A 20487-nucleotide genomic window follows, 5' to 3' on the forward strand; every position below is an offset into this window, starting at 1 on the left:
GCGGCCGGCTACTCCTCTTGCGCGCCCGGTGATTCCGCCTGCGCGCCCGGCTCCTCCAGCAGCAGCCGCTCCAGTGCGGCCCGGTCCGGGAGGCCTTCCGGCCGGACGACCTCGCCGCCGCGCACGTACAGGAACGCGGCCGTGACCGCTTCCAGGGGCACGCCCTGCCGCTCGGCCCAGGCGAGCCGGTAGATCGCGAGCTGGAGCGGGTCGGCGGTGCGGGTGCTGCTGGTCTTCCAGTCGAGGATCTCGTACGTCGCTTCGTCGCCGTCGCCCTGTTTGTAGACGGCGTCGATACGGCCCCGTACGACGCGGCCGGCGATCGAGAGCTGGAAGGGGGTCTCGACGCGGTAGGGCGTGCGACGGGCGTACTCGGTGCGTTCGAAGGCGTCCTTGAGTGCTTCCAGATCTCGTTCGTCGGCGATCTCGGCCTCGCTGCCGGGCAGTTCTTCCGGCTCCAGCATGGGCAGGGTCAGTTCTTCGAAGCGTGATTCCACCCAGGCGTGGAAGCGGGTGCCTCGACGTGCGGCGGGTTGCGGAGGGCGTGGCATGGGGCGCGCGAGTTCCTGCGCGAGCCCGTCCGGGTCGGCGGCGAGGTGCAGCAGCTGGGTGGCGGTCAGGGAGGCCGGCAGGGGGACGTCGGTGACACCTCGGCGGGCGCGCAGAAGTTCACCGGTGAGCGCGTCGAGGTCGCGGTCCCACGAGGCGATGGCCCGGGCTTCCTCGGGGGTGAGGCGGGTGCCGGGCGGCTCCGTGGGGTGCGGGCGGACGCCCCTCGGCACACCGGAGTCCTCGGCGGGGTGCGGGGCCGTCGCCTGGTGCGGGACGGTCGGGCGGTCCGTGGTCCAGGCGTCCCAGTCGGCGGGGTCGTCCTCCGGGAGGCCGTCTTCGGCGTCGAGGGGAGTTTCCTCGTAGAGGGGCTCGTCGTAGGGCGGCTCGTCGTCCTCCGGTGGCGGGGGCCAGTCCGGGTCCTCGTGCGTGTCCGGGTCGTGGGTGGCCGCGGGGTGGCTCTCGTCGTGGGAGGCGAGGCGCTCCAGGTGGTCCATGACCATCTTGGCGGCCTTGTGGCGGTGGGCCATCGCCGTGTCGTCCAGGGGCAGCGGCCAGGCCTGGTCGGCTGTGGCCGTCTGCAGGGCGGGGTTCTCCTCGCCCTCCTCGGGTTCGTCCGCCCAGGCCTCGATCTCGCCGTATCCGGCCGCGGAGTGGTCGTAGAGGGCCTGGAGGAAGTCGGACGGTCCTCGGCGCTTCTTCTGCGTGGGACCCCACCAGTGGCCGGAGCCGAGCAGCAGGGAGCGGGGGCGGGTGAAGGTGACGTAGCCGAGGCGGAGTTCCTCGGTGCGCTGGTGGTCCTTCATGGCCTCGTGGAAGGCCTTCATGCCTCTGGAGTCCCAGGAGACGACGTCGGGCAGGGTGGCGGTGTCTCCGCGCAGCGCGTGCGGGAGGACCTTGCCCTGGGCGGTCCATTTCTCGCGGCCCTGGCTGCTGGGGAAGGTCCCGGTGACCAGGCCGGGGACTGCTACGACGTCCCACTCCAGGCCCTTGGACTTGTGCGCGGTGAGGACCTTGACGGTGTTCTCGCCGCCCGGGAGGGCGTTGTCGAGGCCCTTCTCGTACTGGGCGGCGGTGCGCAGGAACCCGAGGAAGGCGAGCAGGGTCGCTTCGCCGTCGCCCGCGGCGAAGGAGGCTGCGACGTCCAGGAAGTTCGACAGGGTCTCGCGGCGGCGGGCGGCCAGGGCGTGCGGGGACGCCGCGAGTTCGACCTCCAGGCCGGTGACGGCCAGGACGCGGTGCAGGACGTCCATCAAGGGGTCGGACAGGGAGCGGCGCAGGTCGCGCAGTTCGGTGGCGAGGCGGGCGAAGCGCACGCGCGCATCCGGTGAGAAGGGCAGCCCGTCGTCGTCCCCGGTGCCGTCCGCGCCGTAGAGGGGTGTCTCCAGGAACGTGTCGAGGGCGTCGGCGAGCGATATCACCTCGGAGGGGTCGACCCCCTCGACGGCTGCGGCGAGCCTGCGGTCCGGGTCGTCGTCGTCCCCCACGCGCGCGTGGGCCACGAGGAGTCGGGCGCGTCGGCCCAGGAGGGCGAGGTCGCGGGGGCCGATGCGCCAGCGCGGGCCGGTCAGCAGCCGGACCAGGGAGGCGTTGGCGCCGGGGTCCTGGAGGACTTCGCAGACGGCGACGAGGTCGGCGACCTCGGGCAGGTGCAGCAGCCCGGAGAGGCCGACCACCTCGACGGGGATGTCGCGGGCCACCAGGGCGCCCTGGATCTCGGCGAAGTCGGTGGCCGTGCGGCACAGGACGGCGATCTCACCGGGTGCCTTCCCGGCCCGTACGAGGTGGGTGATGGAGTCGGCCAGCCAGTCGATCTCCTCGGCGTGGGTGGGCAGCAGCGCGCAGCGCACCATGCCGTCGCGCTCGGCGCCGGGGGCCGGGCGGAGGGCCTCCACGCCCGCATGCATGGCGCGCAGGGGTTCCGCGAGGCCGTTGGCGAGGTCGAGGAGGCGGCCGCCGCTGCGGCGGTTCTCGCTGAGCGACTGGCGGGCGGCGAGGCGCCCGTCGGCGTGCGCGAAGTGCTCGGGGAAGTCGTCGAGGTTGGCGACGGACGCGCCGCGCCAGCCGTAGATCGCCTGGCAGGGGTCGCCGACGGCGGTCACCGGGTGGCCCGTGCCGGAGCCGAACAGGCCTGCCAGGAGGATGCGTTGGGCGACCGAGGTGTCCTGGTACTCGTCGAGCAGCACCACCCGGAACTCGTCGCGCAGGATCTCGCCGACCTCGGGGCGGGTGCGCGCCAGGGTCGCGGACAAGGCGATCTGGTCGCCGAAGTCGAGCAGGTCGCGCTCGCGCTTGGCGGCCCGGTAGCGGCTCACCAGTTCAGTGAGTTCACGGCGGGCGGCGGCCGCCTCGGGGACCTTGCGGAGTTCGGGGTTGCCGAGTTTGACGCTCTCCAGGGCGCGCAGCAGCTCGGCGTCGTACGCGCGCAACTGCTCGGGCCGTACGAGGTGTTCGGCGAGCTCGGCGTCGAGGGTGAGGAGGTCGCTGACGAGGTCCGGGAAGGAGCGGGTGAGCGCCGGATAGGGGCCGGGGGCCTCGCGCAGCACGCGCGCGGCGAGCTGGAAGCGGGTGGCGTCCGCGAGGAGGCGGGACGTCGGTTCGAGGCCGATGCGCAGGCCGTGGTCGGTCAGGAGGCGGCCCGCGAAGGCGTGGTACGTCGAGATCACCGGCTCGCCCGGGGGGTTGTCCGGGTCGATGACGTCGGGGTCGGTGACGCCCGCCTTGATCAGCGCCTTGCGGACGCGCTCGGCGAGTTCACCGGCGGCCTTGTTGGTGAAGGTCAGGCCGAGGACCTGTTCGGGAGCGACCTGGCCGGTGCCGACCAGCCACACCACGCGGGCCGCCATCACCGTCGTCTTGCCCGACCCGGCTCCGGCCACGATCACCTGCGGGGCGGGCGGCGCGATGATGCAGGCCGTCTGCTCCGGGGTGAAGGGGATGCCGAGGAGCTCCTTGAGCTGATCGGGATCGGTGATACGGGCGGGCATGTCGGAGAGGCTAGCGGCGGCCACTGACAGTCGAGGACCAATCGCCCTCGGAGGAAGAAGAAGCGCAGGTCAGCACATGTGGTGCGATGTGTCACGCGCGCTACTCGACCACGTGCCGCCCCTCGGGCCGCGCGCTGCACGAGGCCCGGAACGCGCAGTGCGCGCAGTGCTGGCCGGTCTTCGGCGTGAACCGTTCGTCGAGGACCTTGCCCGCGGCCGTGGCCAGCAGTTCACCGGCCCACTCCCCCTCCAGGGGTTCCTGGGCCTGCACCTTGGGCAGGGTCTCGCCGCCGTCCCGTACGGCGGCGCCCTGGCGCAGCTGGACGAGTTCGGCGCCGCCCGGTTCGGGGCGCACTCCGTCGAAGGCGTCGTCCACGGCGCCTTCCTGGACGGCGAGTTGGTAGACGGCGAGCTGGGGGTGGCGTTCGACCTCGCGGGCGGTCGGCGTCTGTTTGCCGGTCTTGAAGTCGACGACGTAGGCGCGCCCTTCGTGGTCCGTCTCGACGCGGTCCATGGAGCCGCGGATGCGCACTTCGTAGTCGCCCGCTTCGAGGGTGACGTCGAAGTCGTGCTCGCTGGCGACCGGGGTGCGGCCCGCGCGGAGGCTGTTGGAGTCGACGTGCCACTTCAGGAAGCGTTCGAGCGCCACGCGCGCGTTGTCCTTCTCCTGCGCGGACTTCCAGGGCGCGTCGAAGGCGAGCGCGTTCCACACGGTGTCGAGGCGCTCCATGAGGACGGCGAGGTCGGCGGGGGTGCGTCCGGAGGCGACCTCGTCGGCAAGGACGTGCACCACGTTCCCGAAGCCCTGGGCGGCGGTCGCGGGGGCGTCGGCCTTCACCTCGCGGCCAAGGAACCATTGCAGGGCGCAGGTGTTGGCGAGCTGGTCGAGGGCGCTTCCGGAGAGCACGACGGGCTGGTCGCGGTCGCGCAGCGGCACCTTGCTCTCGGTCGGCTCGAACATGCCCCACCAGCGGTACGGGTGCGCGGACGGCACCAGGGGGCGCCCGTCCTCGTCGGCGAGCGCGGCCAGCCGGGCCAGCCTCCGCGCGGCGGCTTCCCTGAGGGTGTCGGACACGCGCGGGTCGACGGTCGTGGCGCGCAGCTCGGCGACCAGTGCGGCGACGGACAGCGGCCGGCGCGGGCGCCCTGTGACGTCCTTGGGCTCGACGCCGAGTTCGGTGAGGAAGCGGGACGGCTGGTCGCCGTCGTCGGCGGGTGCCTTCACGGCGGTGACGACGAGGCGCTCACGCGCGCGCGTGGCGGCGACGTAGAACAGGCGGCGCTCCTCGGCGAGCAGGGCTCCCGGGGTGAGCGGTTCGGCTAGTCCGTCGTGGCCGATGCGGTCGGCCTCCAGGAGCGAGCCGCGGCGGCGCAGGTCCGGCCACAGGCCCTCCTGGACACCGGCCACGACGACCAGGCGCCACTCCAGGCCCTTGGAGCGGTGCGCGGTCATCAGGCGTACGGCGTCGGGGCGTACGGCACGCCGGGTGAGGGTGTCGGCGGCGATGTCCTCTGCGTCGATCTCCTCCAGGAAGTTGAGGGCGCCGCGGCCTCCGGTGCGCTCCTCCGCGCGGGCCGCCGTCGCGAACAGCGCGCAGACGGCGTCCAGGTCCCGATCCGCGTTGCGCCCGGCCGCGCCGCCGCGCAGGGTGGCCCGCTCCAGGCGCCCGGGCCAGGGTGTGCCCTGCCAGAGGTCCCACAGCGCCTCCTCGGCCGTGCCGCCGCCCGCCAGGCGCTCCCGCGCCTTGCGCAGCAGCGCGCCCAGGCGCTGGGCGCCACGCGCGTACGTGGGGTCGTGCGCGACCAGCCGCTCCGGCTCGGCGAGCGCCCGCGTGAGCAGTTCGTCGGAGGGCGGCGGCACGGGGTTGCCCCCGGCCCGCTCCTCCTCCCGCAGCGCCCGGCCCAGGCGGCGCAGATCGGCGGCGTCCATGGCGGCGAGGGGAGAGGCGAGCAGGGTGAGGGCGGTCTCGGTGTCGAGCCAGGAGGTGCCCGTGGGGCTCTCGTCGGACGCGTCGGAGTCGGAATCGTCCGCTTCGGCCGGGGCGTCCCCGGATGCCTCCGCGCCCGCCACCGCCCGCAGCGCCGTGAGCAGGGGGGCCACCGCCGGCTCGTGGCGCAGGGGCAGGTCGTCGCCGTCGATGTCCAGGGGGACGCCTGCCGCCGTGAGGGCGCGGCGGACCGTGGGGATCGTCCGGGAGCCGGCGCGCACCAGGACGGCCATGTCGTTCCAGGGGACGCCGTCCTCCAGGTGTGCCCTGCGGAGGATGTCGGCGATGTTGTCCAGCTCCGTGCCGGGCGTCGGGTACGTGTACACCTCGACGCGTCCGCCGTCGCGCACCGGGGACAGCTCGCGGTGGGCGCGCACCTTCTGGGCCGGAAGCCGGGTCAACGGCATGCGCTGGGTCAGCAGACGGGTGGCGGTCAGCAGGGTGGCGCCGGAGCGGCGGGAGGTCCGGAGCACCTCTACGGGGGCGGGGCTGCCGTCCGCGCGCGGGAAGGCGCTCGGGAAGTCCAGAATGCCGTTCACGTCGGCGCCCCGGAACGTGTAGATCGACTGGTCGGGGTCGCCGAAGGCGACGAGGGTGCGGCCACCGCCGGCGAGGGCGTGCAGCAGTCGTACCTGGGCCGGGTCGGTGTCCTGGTACTCGTCCACGAACACGGCGTCGTACTGGGCGGCGAGCCGTTCGGCGGCCTCGGGGCGGTGGGCGAGGAGCACCGCGCGGTGGACCAGTTCCGCGTAGTCGAGCACTCCTTGGAGGTCGAGTACGTCGAGGTACTCGGCGAGGAAGGCGGCGGCCGCCCGCCAGTCGGGGCGGCCGATGCGGCGGGCGAAGGCGTCGAGGGCGTCGGGGTCCAGGCCCAGTTCGCGGCTGCGGGCGAGGACCGCGCGGACCTCGTCGGCGAAACCGCGGGTGGTCAGGCAGGCCCGCAGTTCGTCCGGCCAGCGCACGTGCGCGAGGCCGAGCCGCTCCAGGTCGGGCTGGCCGGCGAGCAGTTCGCGTACGGCGACGTCCTGTTCGGGGCCGGACAGCAGCCGTAGGGGCTCGACGAACAGTTCGCTGTCCTGGTGGGCGCGGACCAGGGCGTAGCAGAACGAGTGGAAGGTGGTGGCGCGGGGCGCGCGGGCGGCGCCGATGCGCAGGGCCATGCGGTCGCGCAGTTCGACGGCGGCCTTGCGGCTGAACGTCAGCACGAGGATCCGCGCGGGGTCACCTCCCCGGGCGATCCGGGCCGCGACGGACTCCACGAGGGTGGTGGTCTTGCCGGTGCCGGGACCTGCGAGGACGAGCAGCGGACCGGCCTCATGGTCAACCACCGAGCGCTGTGGCGCGTCCAGGTGAGGGGGGACCGGCCGGGTCGGCGGGGTACGCACCAGTCGGTAAGCGCCACGGTTCCCCTGGCGCACCTGGGGGTGCGACAGGCGCCTGGTGGAGGAAGAGGAGCTCACGTGGTTCGCCGGTCCTGGTGGGTGTACTGGTTGGCAGGCTGTCGCGCGTCGAGGGCGGTGGCAGCGGGGTGAGGGGGGCGCGTGCAGCCGACGCTACGCCGGCGGGTCGTACGGGAGCGGGACTTCTGCTTCTTCCCGCACGGCTCTCACGACCCGTGTGTCCCTCGCCCCTCGAACGTACGGCATGCCACGGACGTGCCCTGTTTCCCCCGTACGGGCCACAGGCCGCACCCGGGCGGGTCCGGTGGCGGAAGCTGTCAGGTGTGACCGTCCGCGCGTTCGCCGCCGTCCCATCGCGCCCGTCTCATGTCGACGCGCGGCAGGTGGCCCTCGGTGGCCCTGCTCGCCTCCTTCAAAGGGGTGCCCTCCTCGCGGTAGCGGGCGAGGGCCTCCAGTTCGTGGCCGGGGAGCAGCACTCCGTCCGCGCGGATGACGCGCCACCACTCGACGGCTCCTCCGTAGAGGGCCATCACGCGGCCGACCTGGCGCGGCCCGCCCTCCTCCAGCCATTCGGCGACGTCGCCGTAGGTCATGACGCGCCCGGGCGGAATGCGTTCGGCCACGTCGAGGACCCGCTCCGCGTACTCGGGCAGCGCGTCCGCGTGCTCCGGGCCGGTGTCGTCCGGAAGGCTCTGCTCGCTCATCCGTCCCATCCTGCCGCACGCCACCGACAATGCGACGCGCTGGCGACTGTGCGTATCCCTCGCCCCGGAGCGGCGCTTGGGGCAGACTGTGCGCCCCCGCATTTGCACCCTGATGCCCCCGTGTGTCGGTGGGGCATGCCACCATCGTGCGGGCGGTGACAGGTGATACGAGATCAAGAAGAGACGATGAAACAGCAGGGTGTGCACCCCGAAGACGCGGAGGGCACCTCTGACGCTGCGTCGCGCCCGGACACCGCCGACGAGAACGAGCAGGACCCCACGGAGGCGCCCACCGAGACACCCGCGTCCGACCCCGTGGCCGGCCTCGAGGATTGCGACGACACGCACGCCGAAGAGGTCGAGGGCGACGAACCGCTCCTCCCCGCGCGCGTGCACCGTCCTTCCGATCTCATGCGCCTCCTGGTGGGCTTGCTCGCGATCGTCGTACTGCTCGCGATCGCCGCGTTCGCGCACGGCACGACCTCGGGGCTCGAACAGGACATCAACAAGGGCACCGGCCAGGCACCCGACCTGCTGATCAAGATCGCGGGGCTGGCCTCCAGCATCGCCATCCTGTTGGTGCCGGTCGCCTTCGCGATCGAGCGGCTGATCAAGCGGGACGGGCTGCGCATCGCCGACGGTGTGCTCGCCGCGGTCCTCGCGCACGGAGTGACACTCGCCACGGACCTGTGGGTCGCCAAGGGCGCCCCGGGCTCCATCCAGGAGGCGCTCACCCAGCCCTCCCCCGGCGACATCCACGCGCTCACCGACCCGGTGCACGGCTATCTGGCGCCCGTCATCGCCTACATGACGGCCGTCGGCATGTCCCGCCGGCCGCGCTGGCGCTCCGTGCTGTGGATCGTGCTGCTGCTGGACGCCTTCTCGATGCTGGTCACCGGGTACACGACTCCGTTCTCGATCATCCTGACGGTGCTGATCGGCTGGACCGTGGCTTACGGGACGCTGTACGCGGTGGGCTCCCCGAACGTCCGTCCCACCGGCCGGACGCTGATGGCGGGCCTGCGGACGGTCGGCTTCCACCCGGTGGGCGCGGCCCGCGAGGAGGCCGTCGACACCGAGAACGGCGACCGCGGCCGACGCTACTTCGTCACCCTGGAGGACGGTCCGCCGCTGGACGTCACCGTGGTCGACCGGGAACAGCAGGCCCAGGGCTTCTTCTACCGCGCGTGGCGCAATCTGACGCTGCGCGGCTTCGCGACCCGCAGCAGCCTCCAGTCGCTGCGCCAGGCGCTGGAGCAGGAGGCCCTGCTCGCCTACGCGGCGATCGCCGCCGGGGCCAACGCCCCCAAGCTGATCGCGACCTCTGAACTCGGCCCCGACGCCGTCATGCTCGTCTACGAGCACACCGGCGGGCGCACGCTCGACTCGCTCGCGGACGAGGAGATCACCGACGATCTGCTGCGCCTGACCTGGCACCAGGTGCAGGCGCTGCAGTCACGGCGCATCGCCCACCGCAGGCTCGCCGGTGACGCGATTCTGGTGGATCGTTCCGGCAAGGTGATCCTGACCGACCTGCGCGGTGGCGAGATCGCGGCCGGTGAACTGCTGCTGCGCATGGACGTCGCCCAGTTGGTGACGACGCTCGGGCTGCGGGTGGGCGCCGAGCGCGCGGTGGCGTCGGCGGTCGGTGTCCTCGGCCCCGACGCCGTGGCCGACTGTCTGCCGATGCTCCAGCCCATCGCGCTGTCGCGCTCCACGCGCGCGACACTGCGCCGGCTGTCCCGGGAGCGGGCCCAGCGGGAGCGCGAGGCGATCCTCGAGGCATCCCGGCAGACCAGGCTGGCGCACGCGGCGGCGCACGCGGAGAGCGGCTCCGCGCCCGCACTCGAGAAGCCCGACAAGAAGGCCGTACGGGCGGAGCAGCGGGCCGAGAAGCGGGCCATCGACGATGCCCTGGACGAGGCGCGCGAGGAGGATCTGCTCACCCAGATCCGCCACCAGGTGCTGTTGATCAGGCCGCAGGCGCCGGTCGAGCCGGCTCGTCTGGAGCGGGTGCGGCCACGCACGCTGATCAGTTTCATCGCCGGTGCGATCGGCGCGTACTTCCTGCTGACGCAGCTCACGCACATCGAGTTCGGGCCGCTCGTCGCCAACGCCCAGTGGGGCTGGGTGGCCGCGGCCGTGCTGTTCTCGGCGCTGAGCTACTTCGCGGCGGCGATGGCCCTCCTGGGGTTCGTGCCGGAGCGGGTGCCGTTCCTGCGGGCCGTGGCGGCGCAGGTCGCCGGGTCGTTCGTGAAGATCGTGGCCCCGGCCGCGGTGGGCGGTGTCGCCCTGAACACGCGCTTCCTGCAGCGTGCCGGGGTGCGGCCCGGGCTCGCGGTGGCGAGTGTCGGCGCCTCGCAGCTGTTCGGCCTGGGCTGCCACATCCTGATGCTGCTGTCGTTCGGCTATCTGACCGGCACCGAGAAGACGCCGTCGCTGTCACCCTCCAGGACGGTCATCGCCGGGCTGTTGACGGTGGCGGTGCTCGTGCTCGTGGTGACGTCGGTGCCGTTCCTGCGGAAGTTCCTCGTCACGCGCGTGCGGTCGCTGTTCGCGGGTGTCATCCCGCGCATGCTGGACGTGTTGCAGCGGCCGCAGAAGCTGGTCACCGGGATCGGCGGCATGCTGCTGCTGACGGCCTGCTTCGTGATGTGCCTGGACGCGTCGATCCGCGCGTTCGGCGACCAGTCGACCTCGCTCAGCCTGGCCAGCGTCGCCGTCGTCTTCCTCGCGGGCAACGCCCTCGGTTCCGCGGCCCCCACACCGGGTGGTGTGGGCGCGGTCGAGGCGAGCCTGACGCTCGGTCTGATCGCCGTCGGCCTGCCCAAGGAGGTCGCCGCTCCGGCGGTGCTGCTGTACCGGCTGCTGACGCTGTGGATTCCGGTGCTGCCGGGCTGGCTGTTCTTCAACCACCTGTCCCGCAAGGGCTCCCTGTAGGGCACGGGTACGGACGGACGCGAGGCACGCGCGCGCGTACCTCGTACGGCCCGTGCCCCGAGCGCCCCGCCGGGTACGACCTCAGGATGGGGTCATGCCGAACCCCTCCCGGCTGCGCGCCGCTGCCCTGACCGCCACCGTCGTCCTGCTGTCCGCCACGCTGGCGGGCTGCAGCGGCGACTCCAAGGACGAGGATCCGACGGCCCAGAAGCTGAGCTGGAAGGACTGCCCGGCCCCGTCCGAGTCGGAGGGCGGCGGCGCGGCGCCGTCGCCGCTGCCGAACGGCGACAAGTGGCAGTGCGCCACCATGAAGGCGCCGCTCGACTGGAACAAGCCCAAGGGCGACACCATCGGGCTCGCGCTGGTCCGGGCGAAGGCCAGCGGTGCCGCGGACAAGCGGATCGGCTCGCTCGTCTTCAACTTCGGCGGCCCCGGCGGCTTGGGCGTCACCACACTGCCCGCGTTCGGCGACGACTACGCGACCCTGCGCACCCGCTACGACCTGGTGAGCTTCGACCCGCGCGGAGTCGGCCGCAGCGCCGGCGTCAAGTGCGAGAGCGACTCCCAGCTCGACGAGTACTTCCAGCAGGACGCCACACCGGACAACACGGCCGAACGCACCAAGCTCCTGGCCAACACCAAGCAGTTCAACGCGGCCTGCGAGAAGAACTCCAAGAAGATGCTCCCCCAGGTGCGCACCACCGACGCGGCCCGCGACATGGACCTGATGCGCCAGGTCCTCGGCGACGACAAGCTGCACTACTTCGGGATCTCCTACGGCACCGAACTCGGCGGTGTCTACGCCCACTTGTTCCCCGAGCACGTCGGCCGTGCCGTCTTCGACGCGGTCGTCGACCCCACCCAGAACTCCGAACAGGGCTCCCTGGGACAGGCCAAGGGCTTCCAACTGGCGCTCGACAACTTCGCCGACGACTGCACGTCGAAGACCACGGACTGCCCGATCGGCGACACCGCGCAGGACGTCAAGGACCGTATCGCCAAGCTGCTCAAGGGCCTCGACAGCAAGCCGATCCCGGGCATCTTCCCCCGCCAGCTGACCCAGACCGCCGCGACGAACGGCATCGCGCAGGCGCTGTACTCCAAGGACTTCTGGGAGTACCTCACCGAGGGGCTCGAACAGGCCTACAGCGGTGACGGCAAGGTCCTCATGGCGCTGTCCGACTCGATGAACGGGCGCAGCGAGAACGGCGAGTACAGCAACATCACCGCGGCGAACGTCGCCATCAACTGCGCCGACGACAAGCCCCGTTACACGGCCGACTACGTGGAGCAGAAACTGCCAGAGTTCCGGGCCGCCTCTCCCCTGTTCGGGGATTTCCTGGCCTGGTCCATGGTCAGCTGCACCGACTGGGCCGTGCCGGGCGCCGCCGACCATCCCGACGTGAGCGCGGCCGGTTCGGCGCCGATCCTCGTCGTGGGCAACACCGGTGACCCGGCCACGCCGTACGAGGGCGCGAAGAAGATGGTGGACGCGCTGGGCAAGGGTGTCGCGGTCGAGCTGACATACAAGGGCCAGGGGCACGGGGCGTACGACAGCAAGAACAGGTGCGTGCAGAGCGCGGTGAACGGCTATCTGCTGAACGGAAGAGTGCCGGCGGCAGGCACCGTCTGCTCCTGACCCTCCGTCCGAAATTCGGGCAAAAGTGCAGGTCAAACGGTTATCCACAGGCCGTCACGGGCTCGGCTCGCGCCGCCTACTATGGCCTGACCGCCATCCGCGGCGTGACGCGGACGGCCTGCGAGGGGGGAATGCACATGGCGCGATTCGTACGGTGGACGGCCCTGATGGCCGTCGCCGCACTGCTGACGGCCGGCTGTAGCAGCGGCTCGTCCGACGACGGCAAGGACGGCGCGGGGGACGCCAAGCCGTCAGCGGCCGACTCGTCCTCTTCCACGTCCACCACGGCCGCGCTGCCGGCGTCGCTGACCGCGCAGAAGCTCGGCTGGGGGCGGTGCAAGGCCACCGGCGACTCGGCCGCGCCCAGCAGCGACTGGCAGTGCGCGACGCTCAAGGTGCCGCTGGACTGGGCGAAGCCGGACGGCTCCACGATCGGGCTCGCGCTGATCCGCTCGAAGGCGACCGGCGGCGACCGTATCGGCTCGCTGCTGTTCAACTTCGGCGGCCCCGGCGGCTCGGGCGTGGGCTACATGCCGGCGTACTCCACCACCGTGTCCGCGCTGCACGAGCACTACGACCTGGTGAGCTGGGACCCGCGCGGAGTCGCGGCCAGCGAGGGCGTCCGCTGCCGCAGCGACAAGGCGATCCAGGCCGCGGAGGACGTGGACGCCACCCCTGACACACAGGCCGAGGAGAAGGCGTACTTCCAGGACGCCACGGACTTCGGCAAGGGCTGCGAGAAGGCCGCCGGAAAGCTGATGTCACACGTGTCGACGACCGACACGGCCCGCGACATGGACCTGATGCGCCAGGTCCTCGGCGACACGAAGATGCACTACTTCGGCATCTCGTACGGCACCGAACTCGGCGGTGTCTACGCCCACCTGTTCCCGACGAAGGTGGGGCGCCTGATCCTGGACGCGGTCGTCGACCCGAGCGCCGACTCGGTGGGCCACGCGCTGAACCAGACCCGGGGCTTCCAGCGCGCCCTGGACGACTACCTCAAGTCGACGGGACAGGACCCCGCGCAGGGCTCGAAGAAAATCGCGGCCCTGCTGAAGCAGATCGACGCCAAACCGCTGGCGACCTCGACGGGGCGCGAGCTGACCCAGACGCTCGCCCTGACCGGCATCGTCCTTCCGCTGTACAGCAAGGAGAGCTGGCCGACACTGACCAGCGCCCTGGACTCGGCGAAGGAGGGCGACGGCTCGGAGCTGCTGGCGCTCGCCGACGGCTACAACGACCGTGACAGCGCGGGGCACTACGGCACGACGACGCATTCACAACGGGTCATATCGTGCTTGGACGACAAGCAGCGGCCGACGCCCGAGCAGACGCAGAAGCTGCTGCCGGAGTTCGAGAAGATCTCCCCCGTGTTCGGCGACTTCCTGGGCTGGGACACGGCCGGGTGGTGTCACGACTGGCCGGTGGCCGGGCAGTACGACACCCCGGAGGTCAGCGCGGCCGGTGCGGCCCCGATCCTGGTGGTCGGCAACACCGGGGACCCGGCGACGCCGTACGAGGGCGCCCGCAAGATGGTCGACGAGCTGGGCAAGGGCGTCGGTGTGGAGCTCACCTGGAAGGGCGAGGGCCATGGCGCGTACGGCAGTGGGAGCGACTGTGTCGACTCGACGGTGGACGCGTATCTGCTGAAGGGGACGGTGCCCGAGGACGGCAAGGTCTGCGCCTCGTAGCGTGCGCCTCCGCCCGGACCGCCGCCCGAATCTCTACCCGGACAGCGGAAAGGGGCCCGGCACCTGTGGTGCCGAGCCCCTCCCGGGAAGGCGTGTGCCTAGTAGACCGGCTTGTCGGGCTCGATCTGGTTTACCCAGCCGATCACGCCGCCGCCGACGTGGACCGCGTCGGCGAAGCCCGCCGACTTCAGAACGGCGAGGACCTCCGCGCTGCGGACACCCGTCTTGCAGTGCAGGACGATCTTCTTGTCCTGCGGGAGGGTCTCCAGGGCGGTGCCCATGAGGAACTCGTTCTTGGGGATCAGCTTGGCGCCGGGGATCGAGACGATCTCGTACTCGTTGACCTCGCGGACATCGATGATCTCGATGTTCTCGCCGTCGTCGATCCACTCCTTGAGCTGCTTGGGAGTGATCGTCGAGCCGGCGGCGGCCTGCTGGGCCTCCTCGGAGACGACGCCGCAGAAGGCCTCGTAGTCGATGAGCTCGGTGACGGTCGGGTTCTCGCCGCAGACCGCGCAGTTGGGGTCCTTGCGGACCTTGACCTGGCGGTACTGCATCTCCAGGGCGTCGTAGATCATCAGGCGGCCGACGAGCGGGTCGCCGACACCGGTGAGGACCTTGATCGCCTCGGTGACCTGGATGGAGCCGATGGACGCGCACAGCACGCCCAGGACGCCGCCCTCGGCGCAGGAGGGGACCATGCCGGGGGGCGGGGGCTCCGGGTAGAGGCAGCGGTAGCAGGGGCCGTGCTCGGACCAGAACACGGAGGCCTGGCCGTCGAAGCGGTAGATCGAACCCCACACGTACGGCTTGTTCAGCAGTACGGCGGCGTCGTTGACCAGGTAGCGGGTCGCGAAGTTGTCCGTGCCGTCGACGATCAGGTCGTACTGGCTGAAGATGTCCATCACGTTCTCGGCCTCGAGCCGCTCTTCGTGCAGGACCACGTTCACGTACGGGTTGATGCCCAGCACGGAGTCGCGCGCCGACTCCGCCTTGGAGCGGCCGATGTCGGCCTGGCTGTGGATGATCTGGCGCTGCAGGTTCGACTCGTCGACCTCGTCGAACTCCACGATGCCGAGCGTGCCCACGCCCGCCGCGGCCAGGTACATCAGCGCCGGCGAGCCCAGACCGCCGGCGCCCACACAGAGCACCTTGGCGTTCTTCAGCCGCTTCTGCCCGTCCATGCCCACGTCGGGGATGATCAGGTGGCGGGAGTACCTGCGGACCTCGTCTACGGTGAGCTCGGCAGCCGGCTCGACCAGGGGTGGCAGCGACACGGGGACTCCGTTGGTCGGTCAATCACTACAGTTGTTCTCCCCGTAACACTGCCATGCCCCTCTTCATTCCGAGACACCCGTTCCGATCCGCGAGACGATCTCGTCCCAGTAGCCGGGCATCGTCTCCCAGGGGTCGGTGCGGCCCCCGCGATCGGTGCGGTCGGTGAAGTAGACGGTCGAGGCGCCCTGCCAGCGGGCGATGCGCAGCGCCTCGTCGAGATGGCCGCGCGGGACGCTGTGCACGAAGTGGCAGAAGCGTTCGGGCGGGTGATCTGCGGTCCACTCGGCCACCTGGGACCAGCGGTAGTCGCTCCACGGGCCGGAGAAGGTCACCAACTGGTCGGCGAACTCGGCGTATCCGGGGTGCGGATGGGCGCCGTGCCCCAGGACGACATGGGCGCCGTCGCGGATCTCGCGGAGCGTGGTGACCGTGCGGCGGACCTCGGGGAGCGCGGTGCCTCCGGTGGGGCAGCGGTCCAGGAGGAAGCCGTCGGCCCGGTACCAGTCGCGATAGCGGTGCGCCTCGGAGATCAGCTCGCCGAAGGCACGGGCACCGTACGCGGCATCCAGGTGGCCGAGCACACGGATGCCCATGTTGCGCAACCGGCCCGCCGCTTCCAGGCAGTGCGGGTCGGGACGCGCCCCCGGGCCGGAGGAGACGTTGAGGACGACCCAGTGCAGGGGGGTTCCGGGGCGGGCGAGTTCGCCCCACTCGGCCGGTGCGACGAGGGGGTGTGCGTAGCCGGGGATGCCGAAGCCGGTGCGGACGCCGGTGCTCGCGGTGCCCGGGGTCGTGCTGGTCAGATGCGGCACGCCGCCTCCATCCAGATGTCGGCGAGGGACTCCTCCAGGTTGATCCGGGGCCGCCAGCCGAGCCGGTCGCGCGCGGTGCGCACATCGGCCTGCTGCCAGCTGCCGCAGCCGTCCGGGTACGGGTACGCGACCGGCGCCGCGTGGTCGGGGTCGCTGCGGGGGTGGCCGATGGCGGCCCGCAGCGGACCGGGCGGACCGTCGAGTTCGTGCAGCGCTCCGCCGTATCCGGCGACGCGGGCGAGGACCGAGGCGGCGTCGCGCAGCCGGACCGCGCGGCCCGAGCCGATGTTGATGACGCCCTGCGCGGCGGAGAGCGAGGCGGCGTGGACGGCGCGGGCCACGTCCCGTACGTCGACGAAGTCGCGTTGCGCGCCGAGGCCGCCGAGCTTGAGTTCGCCGTCGCCGGACTGCATGGCGCGGCGCATGGCCTCGGCGAGCCGGCCGAGCGGGGAGCCGGCCGGGGTGCCGGGTCCGGCGGGCGAGAAGACGCGCAGGACGACGGCGTCGAGACCGGAGCCCAGGACCAGTTCGGTGGCCGCGAGTTTGCTGACGCCGTACGGGCCTCCGGGGCGGGGGACGGCGTCCTCGGCCGTGGAGGAACCGGGCTGGCTGGGGCCGTACTCGGCGCCGCAGCCGATCTGCACGAGCCGGGCTCCGCAGCCGCTGCGGCGCAGCGCCTCGCAGACGGTCGCGACGGCGACGGTGTTGTGCCGGGTGAGTTCGCGGGCGCCGCCTCTGGTGGCACCGGCGCAGTTGACGACGACTCCGGGGTGGACGGCGTCCAGGAAGCGGGTGAGTGCTCCGGGACTGCCGGACGCGAGGTCGAAGCGGACGTCGGCGTCGTCGCCGCGGCCGAGCGCGGTGAGCTGGACGGCCGGGTCGGCGAGCAGGCGGTCGGCGACGAACCGGCCGAGATAGCCGTTGGCTCCGATCAGCAGGACCCTCATCGGACGGCTCCCGTGGCCGACTCTCCGGATCGGGAGGTGATCATCTGGTGTTCTCCTTCACAAGGTGATGCGGTTGCCTCCGGCGGTGGGGCCGGGCGCCTGCGGCAGGGTGACGGGGCCGCTTGGTTCGAGGTCATGGCGGCGTCACCGCGGCTCGTCCGCCGGCGCGTGCGCGGAGGCTCTGGTCAGGGTGCGGGTGGTGTGGAACAGGAGGGCCAGGGCGGCTGCTCCGCAGGCCAGGGCGGGGATGCTGCCCGGCCCCCAGGAGCCCAGGAGGGTTTCTACGGGGGTGGCCAGGAAGACGCAGTCCGGGAGCCGGCCGATGAGGTCCAGGGCCAGGGCCGTGGCCTCCGTCGCGGCTGCCGTGCCCAGGGCGAAAGCCGGGGCGCGGGTGAAGCCGTGCACGAAGAGGAGGCGGGCGAGCAGCAGGAGCGCGCCCAGGGTGACGCCCTGGGCGTACGCGGCGGGCTCGCCCAGGACGGCTCCGCAGAGAGCGAGGAGGGCAACGAGGGCACACAGGAAGAGGGCGAAGGTGCCGAGCAGCAGCGGTTGCACGGAGTCGGCGAAGTCCTCAAGGCCACGGCTGGTGGCGAGCTTGCGCCGGGCGCGTACGGCGAAGTGGTGGGCGCACCAGGCGGCCGGGACGCAGGCCAGGGTGAGGGCCAGGACAGGCGCGGTGGCCGTGGGCCAGGATCCACCGGCGATGCCGGTCGGCAGGCTGTCGGGGCCGCCGTCGTCCGCCGCGCGCAGCAGACCGTCGCCGAGGAGGGCGTAGGCGAGCAGCCAGTACGTCCACAGCCGCGTGCCGGGCGGGGTGCGCCATGCGGGGGTGCCGGGCGGGGTGCTCAGCGGGCCGCGGCCGAGCGCCATGCGCACGCCGAACGCCACGGCGAGGACACCGGCGACGGCCACCGCCAGTCGCACCCGACCGTCCGTGAGCCGCACGCCGGTCACGGCCGCGGCGCAGAGGATGCCGGGCAGCAGGGCGCGTACGGCCCAGGCGGCGCGGGGCGCGGGCGCTGTGACGATGTCGCCGGAGGAGTGCGGGGCCGCCGTGTCGGCGCGGGGCACGCGCGCGTACATCTCCTCGGCGAGCGAGAAGACGTCACGGTGCCGGAAGCGGGCGGCGGTCCGGTCGGTGACACCGTGCGCCTCAAGGCCCGCCGCGATCTCCAGCGGATCGACGGCCCGCTCGCAGAGTTCGCGATGCCGGTGCATCAACGCCTTCACGGGGTCGGCGGCGCCGCGCCGGGCGGGGGCGGGCTTGCGGCTGGTTGCGTGAGGGGGCTGTACGGGGGCGGGGTGGGCGGTTGGCGGATCGGCGGCGTCGTCGGCACGCGCCTTCTCAGTCCCAGTCTCCGCCTCCATCTCCGGCTCCCCCTGTCCTCCGAGCCACTCCCCCGACTGCGCGTCCCACGCCTCCGCGCCGGCGGGCGTTCCGGGGCGGTCGAGTTCGCCGAGGCCGCTCATCGGGCCGCCTCCGTCGTCGGCAGCGGAGTGGTGGCGTGTACAGGTGCTCCGGCTGCCCAGCGAGGGCCGCCGCGAGCCACGACACGGGCCGCGGGAGCGGTCGCCGGGCCCGCCGTGGAGGCGGGGGACGAGCCTGCCGTGGGGCGGCCGGTCCAGCGGCCGGGGACGTGGGACTCCGCGGGGGCGGCGAACGGCAGGGGTTCGCCGGTGTCGTCGAGGACGACGCGGTGTACCGGGGAGTGGGAGACGACCTCCAGGTAAATGCCGTGAAATGCCGCGATGTTCTGCTCGACGGTGAACAGTTCGAGTGCTCGGGCGCGCGCGGCGGCGCCCAGGCGCTCGCGGCGCTCGGGGTCGCGCAACAGGGCCACGCACGCCTCGGCGAGCGCCCGTGGATTGCGCGGAGGTACGACGAGTCCCGTGCCGCCGATGACCTCGACCACCGCGCCGACGTCCGTGGACACGGTCGCCCGGCCGCAGAACATGGCTTCGACCAGGCCGATCGGGAAGCCCTCGACGACGCTCGACAGGACGATCACCGTGCCGGACGCGTACGCCTCGGGAAGCGTGGGGGCCTCCGGGCCGCCGATCTCCTCGAATGACACCGGGTTGTCGCCGACCGCGTGCACACCCTCGGCCTCGTCAGGGAACAGCTGTGCGGCCAGTGCCCGGCAGTGGCCCAGGTAGGCCGCGCCCTCGGCGCCGGCGGGCGCACCGACGATCCGCAGGCGCGCCTTGGGCTCCTCCTTGCGGATCTCCGCGAAGGAGTGGAGCAGGGAGATCAGGTCCTTGGCGGGTTCGATACGGCCGACCCACACCAGCGTGTCCGGGTCGGCGCGGTCGGGCGCCTCGCCCACCTCCGCGAAACGGGACGCCTCCATGCCGGGATGGACCGTGCGGAGCTTCGTACGGTCGGCGCCGCAGCGTTCCTGCCAGCGGCGGGTGTGGGTGTTGCCGGGGGTGATCAGCGCGGCCCGCCGGTACACCTCGGCGGCCAGCCTGCCGTGGAAGGCGGCGAGCAGGGCCCGTACGGCGGGCGGGGCGTCCGCGGAGGCCAGGTAGTGCGTGCGCAGCTGTACGCCGTACTCGGTCACCAGCAGCGGTACGCCGGCGAAGTGCCGGGCGAGCAGCCCGGGCAGGGCCGCGGTGCCGCCGGCCGTCGCGTGGCAGAGGTCCACGGAGCCGAGGGCGTCGTCCTCGTACCAGTCGAGCGAGAGGGGGCGCAGGGCGCGTTCGACGTGCGCGGCGACGGTGAGGAGGTCGGGTACGCGCGCCTCGCGTGCCGTGCGGAGTGCGCCGGGCGCACGACAGGCGCGTTCGAGGGCACGCACGGCGCTCTCGGAGCGCAGCGCGGACGCGAGTCCGCCCTCGTCGCGGGCGAGGTCGGCGAGCCCGTACAACGCGTTGGCGAAACGGTCCGCCACAACGGCGGAAGCCTCCCCGGAGAGCGCGGAAGGCCCTTCGGGAACAGGCCCCGAGGACTCCGCAGGCCTCACGGAGCACGCCGACTCCGGCACGGCCGACTCAGAGACTGCCGACTCAGAAAGGAACGACTGTGACTCCGCCGACCCGGTCGGCCCCTGCACCGGCGCATCCCCCGCGCACAGCACCGCCGCCAGCTCCTCGTAGTGCTCGCGGAACCGCCGGCGTGCGCGGCGGCCGAGCGCCGGTCCGTCGTCCTCGGTGCTCCACAGCGGCGCGGTGCGCACTCGCCGGACCTGGGGCGGCAGTTCGAGCCAGCCCTCGTCCTCCTGGCGTTCGCTGCGGCTGAGCGCGTAGACGTCGAACTCGTGCTGCCCGAGCCCGCGCACGAGCCGGTCGCACCAGAGTCTGGCGTCACCGCTCACATACGGATAGCCACCCTCCGTAACCAGTCCTATGCGCACGACCACACCCCCGATCTCCCTTGTGGGGAGCCACCGTTGACCCGGCGGCTCGCAGCGGGACGAACGTATGCGGACATGACGGTGGGGGGGGCGCCGGGGGGGCCTGCGCCCCCCCCAACGGGGGGGGGGGTTTAAAAAAAAACCCACCCCCCGCAAAGACAAACAGAGCGGGTTGGGGGGGGTGGGGGGGTGA

The 20487-nt window shown here is 72.4% G+C and carries 11 protein-coding genes; 3 read left to right on the top strand and 8 right to left on the bottom strand.

The features are described 5' to 3' along the window. Window positions 1-8: 8 nt before the first annotated feature. The 3 genes from ACFXC1_RS15950 to ACFXC1_RS15960 form a co-directional block, all read right to left on the bottom strand. A complete protein-coding gene (locus tag ACFXC1_RS15950) occupies window positions 9-3536 on the bottom strand; it encodes a UvrD-helicase domain-containing protein (RefSeq protein ID WP_381243031.1) in 3528 nt (1175 codons plus the stop codon). 100 nt (window positions 3537-3636) lie between these two features. After that, on the bottom strand, window positions 3637-6984 hold the full coding sequence (locus ACFXC1_RS15955; RefSeq protein WP_381243033.1) for an ATP-dependent helicase: 3348 nt from the start codon (window positions 6982-6984) through the stop codon (window positions 3637-3639). A gap of 257 nt (window positions 6985-7241) precedes the next feature. Continuing rightward, window positions 7242-7628 (bottom strand): MGMT family protein, encoded by a 387-nt coding sequence (locus ACFXC1_RS15960; RefSeq protein WP_381243034.1) that lies wholly within the window; start codon window positions 7626-7628, stop codon window positions 7242-7244. Between the two features lie 186 nt (window positions 7629-7814). On the opposite strand from ACFXC1_RS15960, the gene ACFXC1_RS15965 reads away from it, so the two are divergent. The 3 genes from ACFXC1_RS15965 (at window position 7815) to ACFXC1_RS15975 (ending at window position 13901) form a co-directional block, all read left to right on the top strand. Further along, window positions 7815-10568 carry a lysylphosphatidylglycerol synthase transmembrane domain-containing protein gene (locus tag ACFXC1_RS15965; protein ID WP_381243036.1) on the top strand — a complete coding sequence of 918 codons (2754 nt, stop codon included), beginning with the start codon at window positions 7815-7817 and terminating at the stop codon, window positions 10566-10568. 94 nt (window positions 10569-10662) lie between these two features. After that, window positions 10663-12207, top strand: coding sequence for an alpha/beta hydrolase (locus ACFXC1_RS15970; RefSeq protein ID WP_381243037.1), 1545 nt, complete (start codon window positions 10663-10665; stop codon window positions 12205-12207). A gap of 137 nt (window positions 12208-12344) precedes the next feature. Beyond that, entirely contained in the window at window positions 12345-13901 is a 1557-nt protein-coding gene (locus ACFXC1_RS15975) for an alpha/beta hydrolase (RefSeq protein WP_381243039.1), read from the top strand. Between the two features lie 98 nt (window positions 13902-13999). Here the strand turns inward: ACFXC1_RS15975 and moeZ are convergent, their stop codons facing one another. The 5 genes from moeZ to ACFXC1_RS16000 all read right to left on the bottom strand — a co-directional run bounded on the left by moeZ (window position 14000) and on the right by ACFXC1_RS16000 (window position 20294). Next, window positions 14000-15178, bottom strand: coding sequence for an adenylyltransferase/sulfurtransferase MoeZ (gene moeZ, locus ACFXC1_RS15980; protein ID WP_019072108.1), 1179 nt, complete (start codon window positions 15176-15178; stop codon window positions 14000-14002). Window positions 15179-15241: 63 nt separating this feature from the next. Continuing rightward, a complete protein-coding gene (locus tag ACFXC1_RS15985) occupies window positions 15242-15991 on the bottom strand; it encodes a spherulation-specific family 4 protein (protein ID WP_381243041.1) in 750 nt (249 codons plus the stop codon). After that, on the bottom strand, window positions 15979-16938 hold the full coding sequence (locus ACFXC1_RS15990; protein ID WP_019072106.1) for an NAD-dependent epimerase/dehydratase family protein: 960 nt from the start codon (window positions 16936-16938) through the stop codon (window positions 15979-15981). The genes ACFXC1_RS15985 and ACFXC1_RS15990 overlap by 13 nt, the downstream gene beginning before the upstream one ends. Window positions 16939-17082: 144 nt before the next feature. Continuing rightward, window positions 17083-18408, bottom strand: coding sequence for a hypothetical protein (locus ACFXC1_RS15995; RefSeq protein WP_381243043.1), 1326 nt, complete (start codon window positions 18406-18408; stop codon window positions 17083-17085). Further along, entirely contained in the window at window positions 18405-20294 is a 1890-nt protein-coding gene (locus ACFXC1_RS16000) for a DUF3492 domain-containing protein (RefSeq protein ID WP_381243045.1), read from the bottom strand. Before ACFXC1_RS16000 ends, ACFXC1_RS15995 begins: the two co-directional genes overlap by 4 nt. Window positions 20295-20487: the final 193 nt, after the last annotated feature.

This window comes from Streptomyces hokutonensis (genome assembly GCF_042751305.1).
GTDB lineage: Bacteria > Actinomycetota > Actinomycetes > Streptomycetales > Streptomycetaceae > Streptomyces > Streptomyces hokutonensis_A.

What these genes read in the sequence shown, in the direction of transcription:
- ACFXC1_RS15975 (WP_381243039.1), top strand. Translation starts at nt 12,345, where the DNA reads ATGGCGCGATTCGTACGGTGGACGGCCCTGATGGCCGTCGCCGCACTG.
- ACFXC1_RS15965 (WP_381243036.1), top strand. Translation starts at nt 7,815, where the DNA reads ATGAAACAGCAGGGTGTGCACCCCGAAGACGCGGAGGGCACCTCTGAC.
- ACFXC1_RS15990 (WP_019072106.1), bottom strand. Translation starts at nt 16,938, where the DNA reads ATGAGGGTCCTGCTGATCGGAGCCAACGGCTATCTCGGCCGGTTCGTC.
- ACFXC1_RS15950 (WP_381243031.1), bottom strand. Translation starts at nt 3,536, where the DNA reads ATGCCCGCCCGTATCACCGATCCCGATCAGCTCAAGGAGCTCCTCGGC.
- ACFXC1_RS15960 (WP_381243034.1), bottom strand. Translation starts at nt 7,628, where the DNA reads ATGAGCGAGCAGAGCCTTCCGGACGACACCGGCCCGGAGCACGCGGAC.
- ACFXC1_RS15970 (WP_381243037.1), top strand. Translation starts at nt 10,663, where the DNA reads ATGCCGAACCCCTCCCGGCTGCGCGCCGCTGCCCTGACCGCCACCGTC.
- ACFXC1_RS15995 (WP_381243043.1), bottom strand. Translation starts at nt 18,408, where the DNA reads ATGAGCGGCCTCGGCGAACTCGACCGCCCCGGAACGCCCGCCGGCGCG.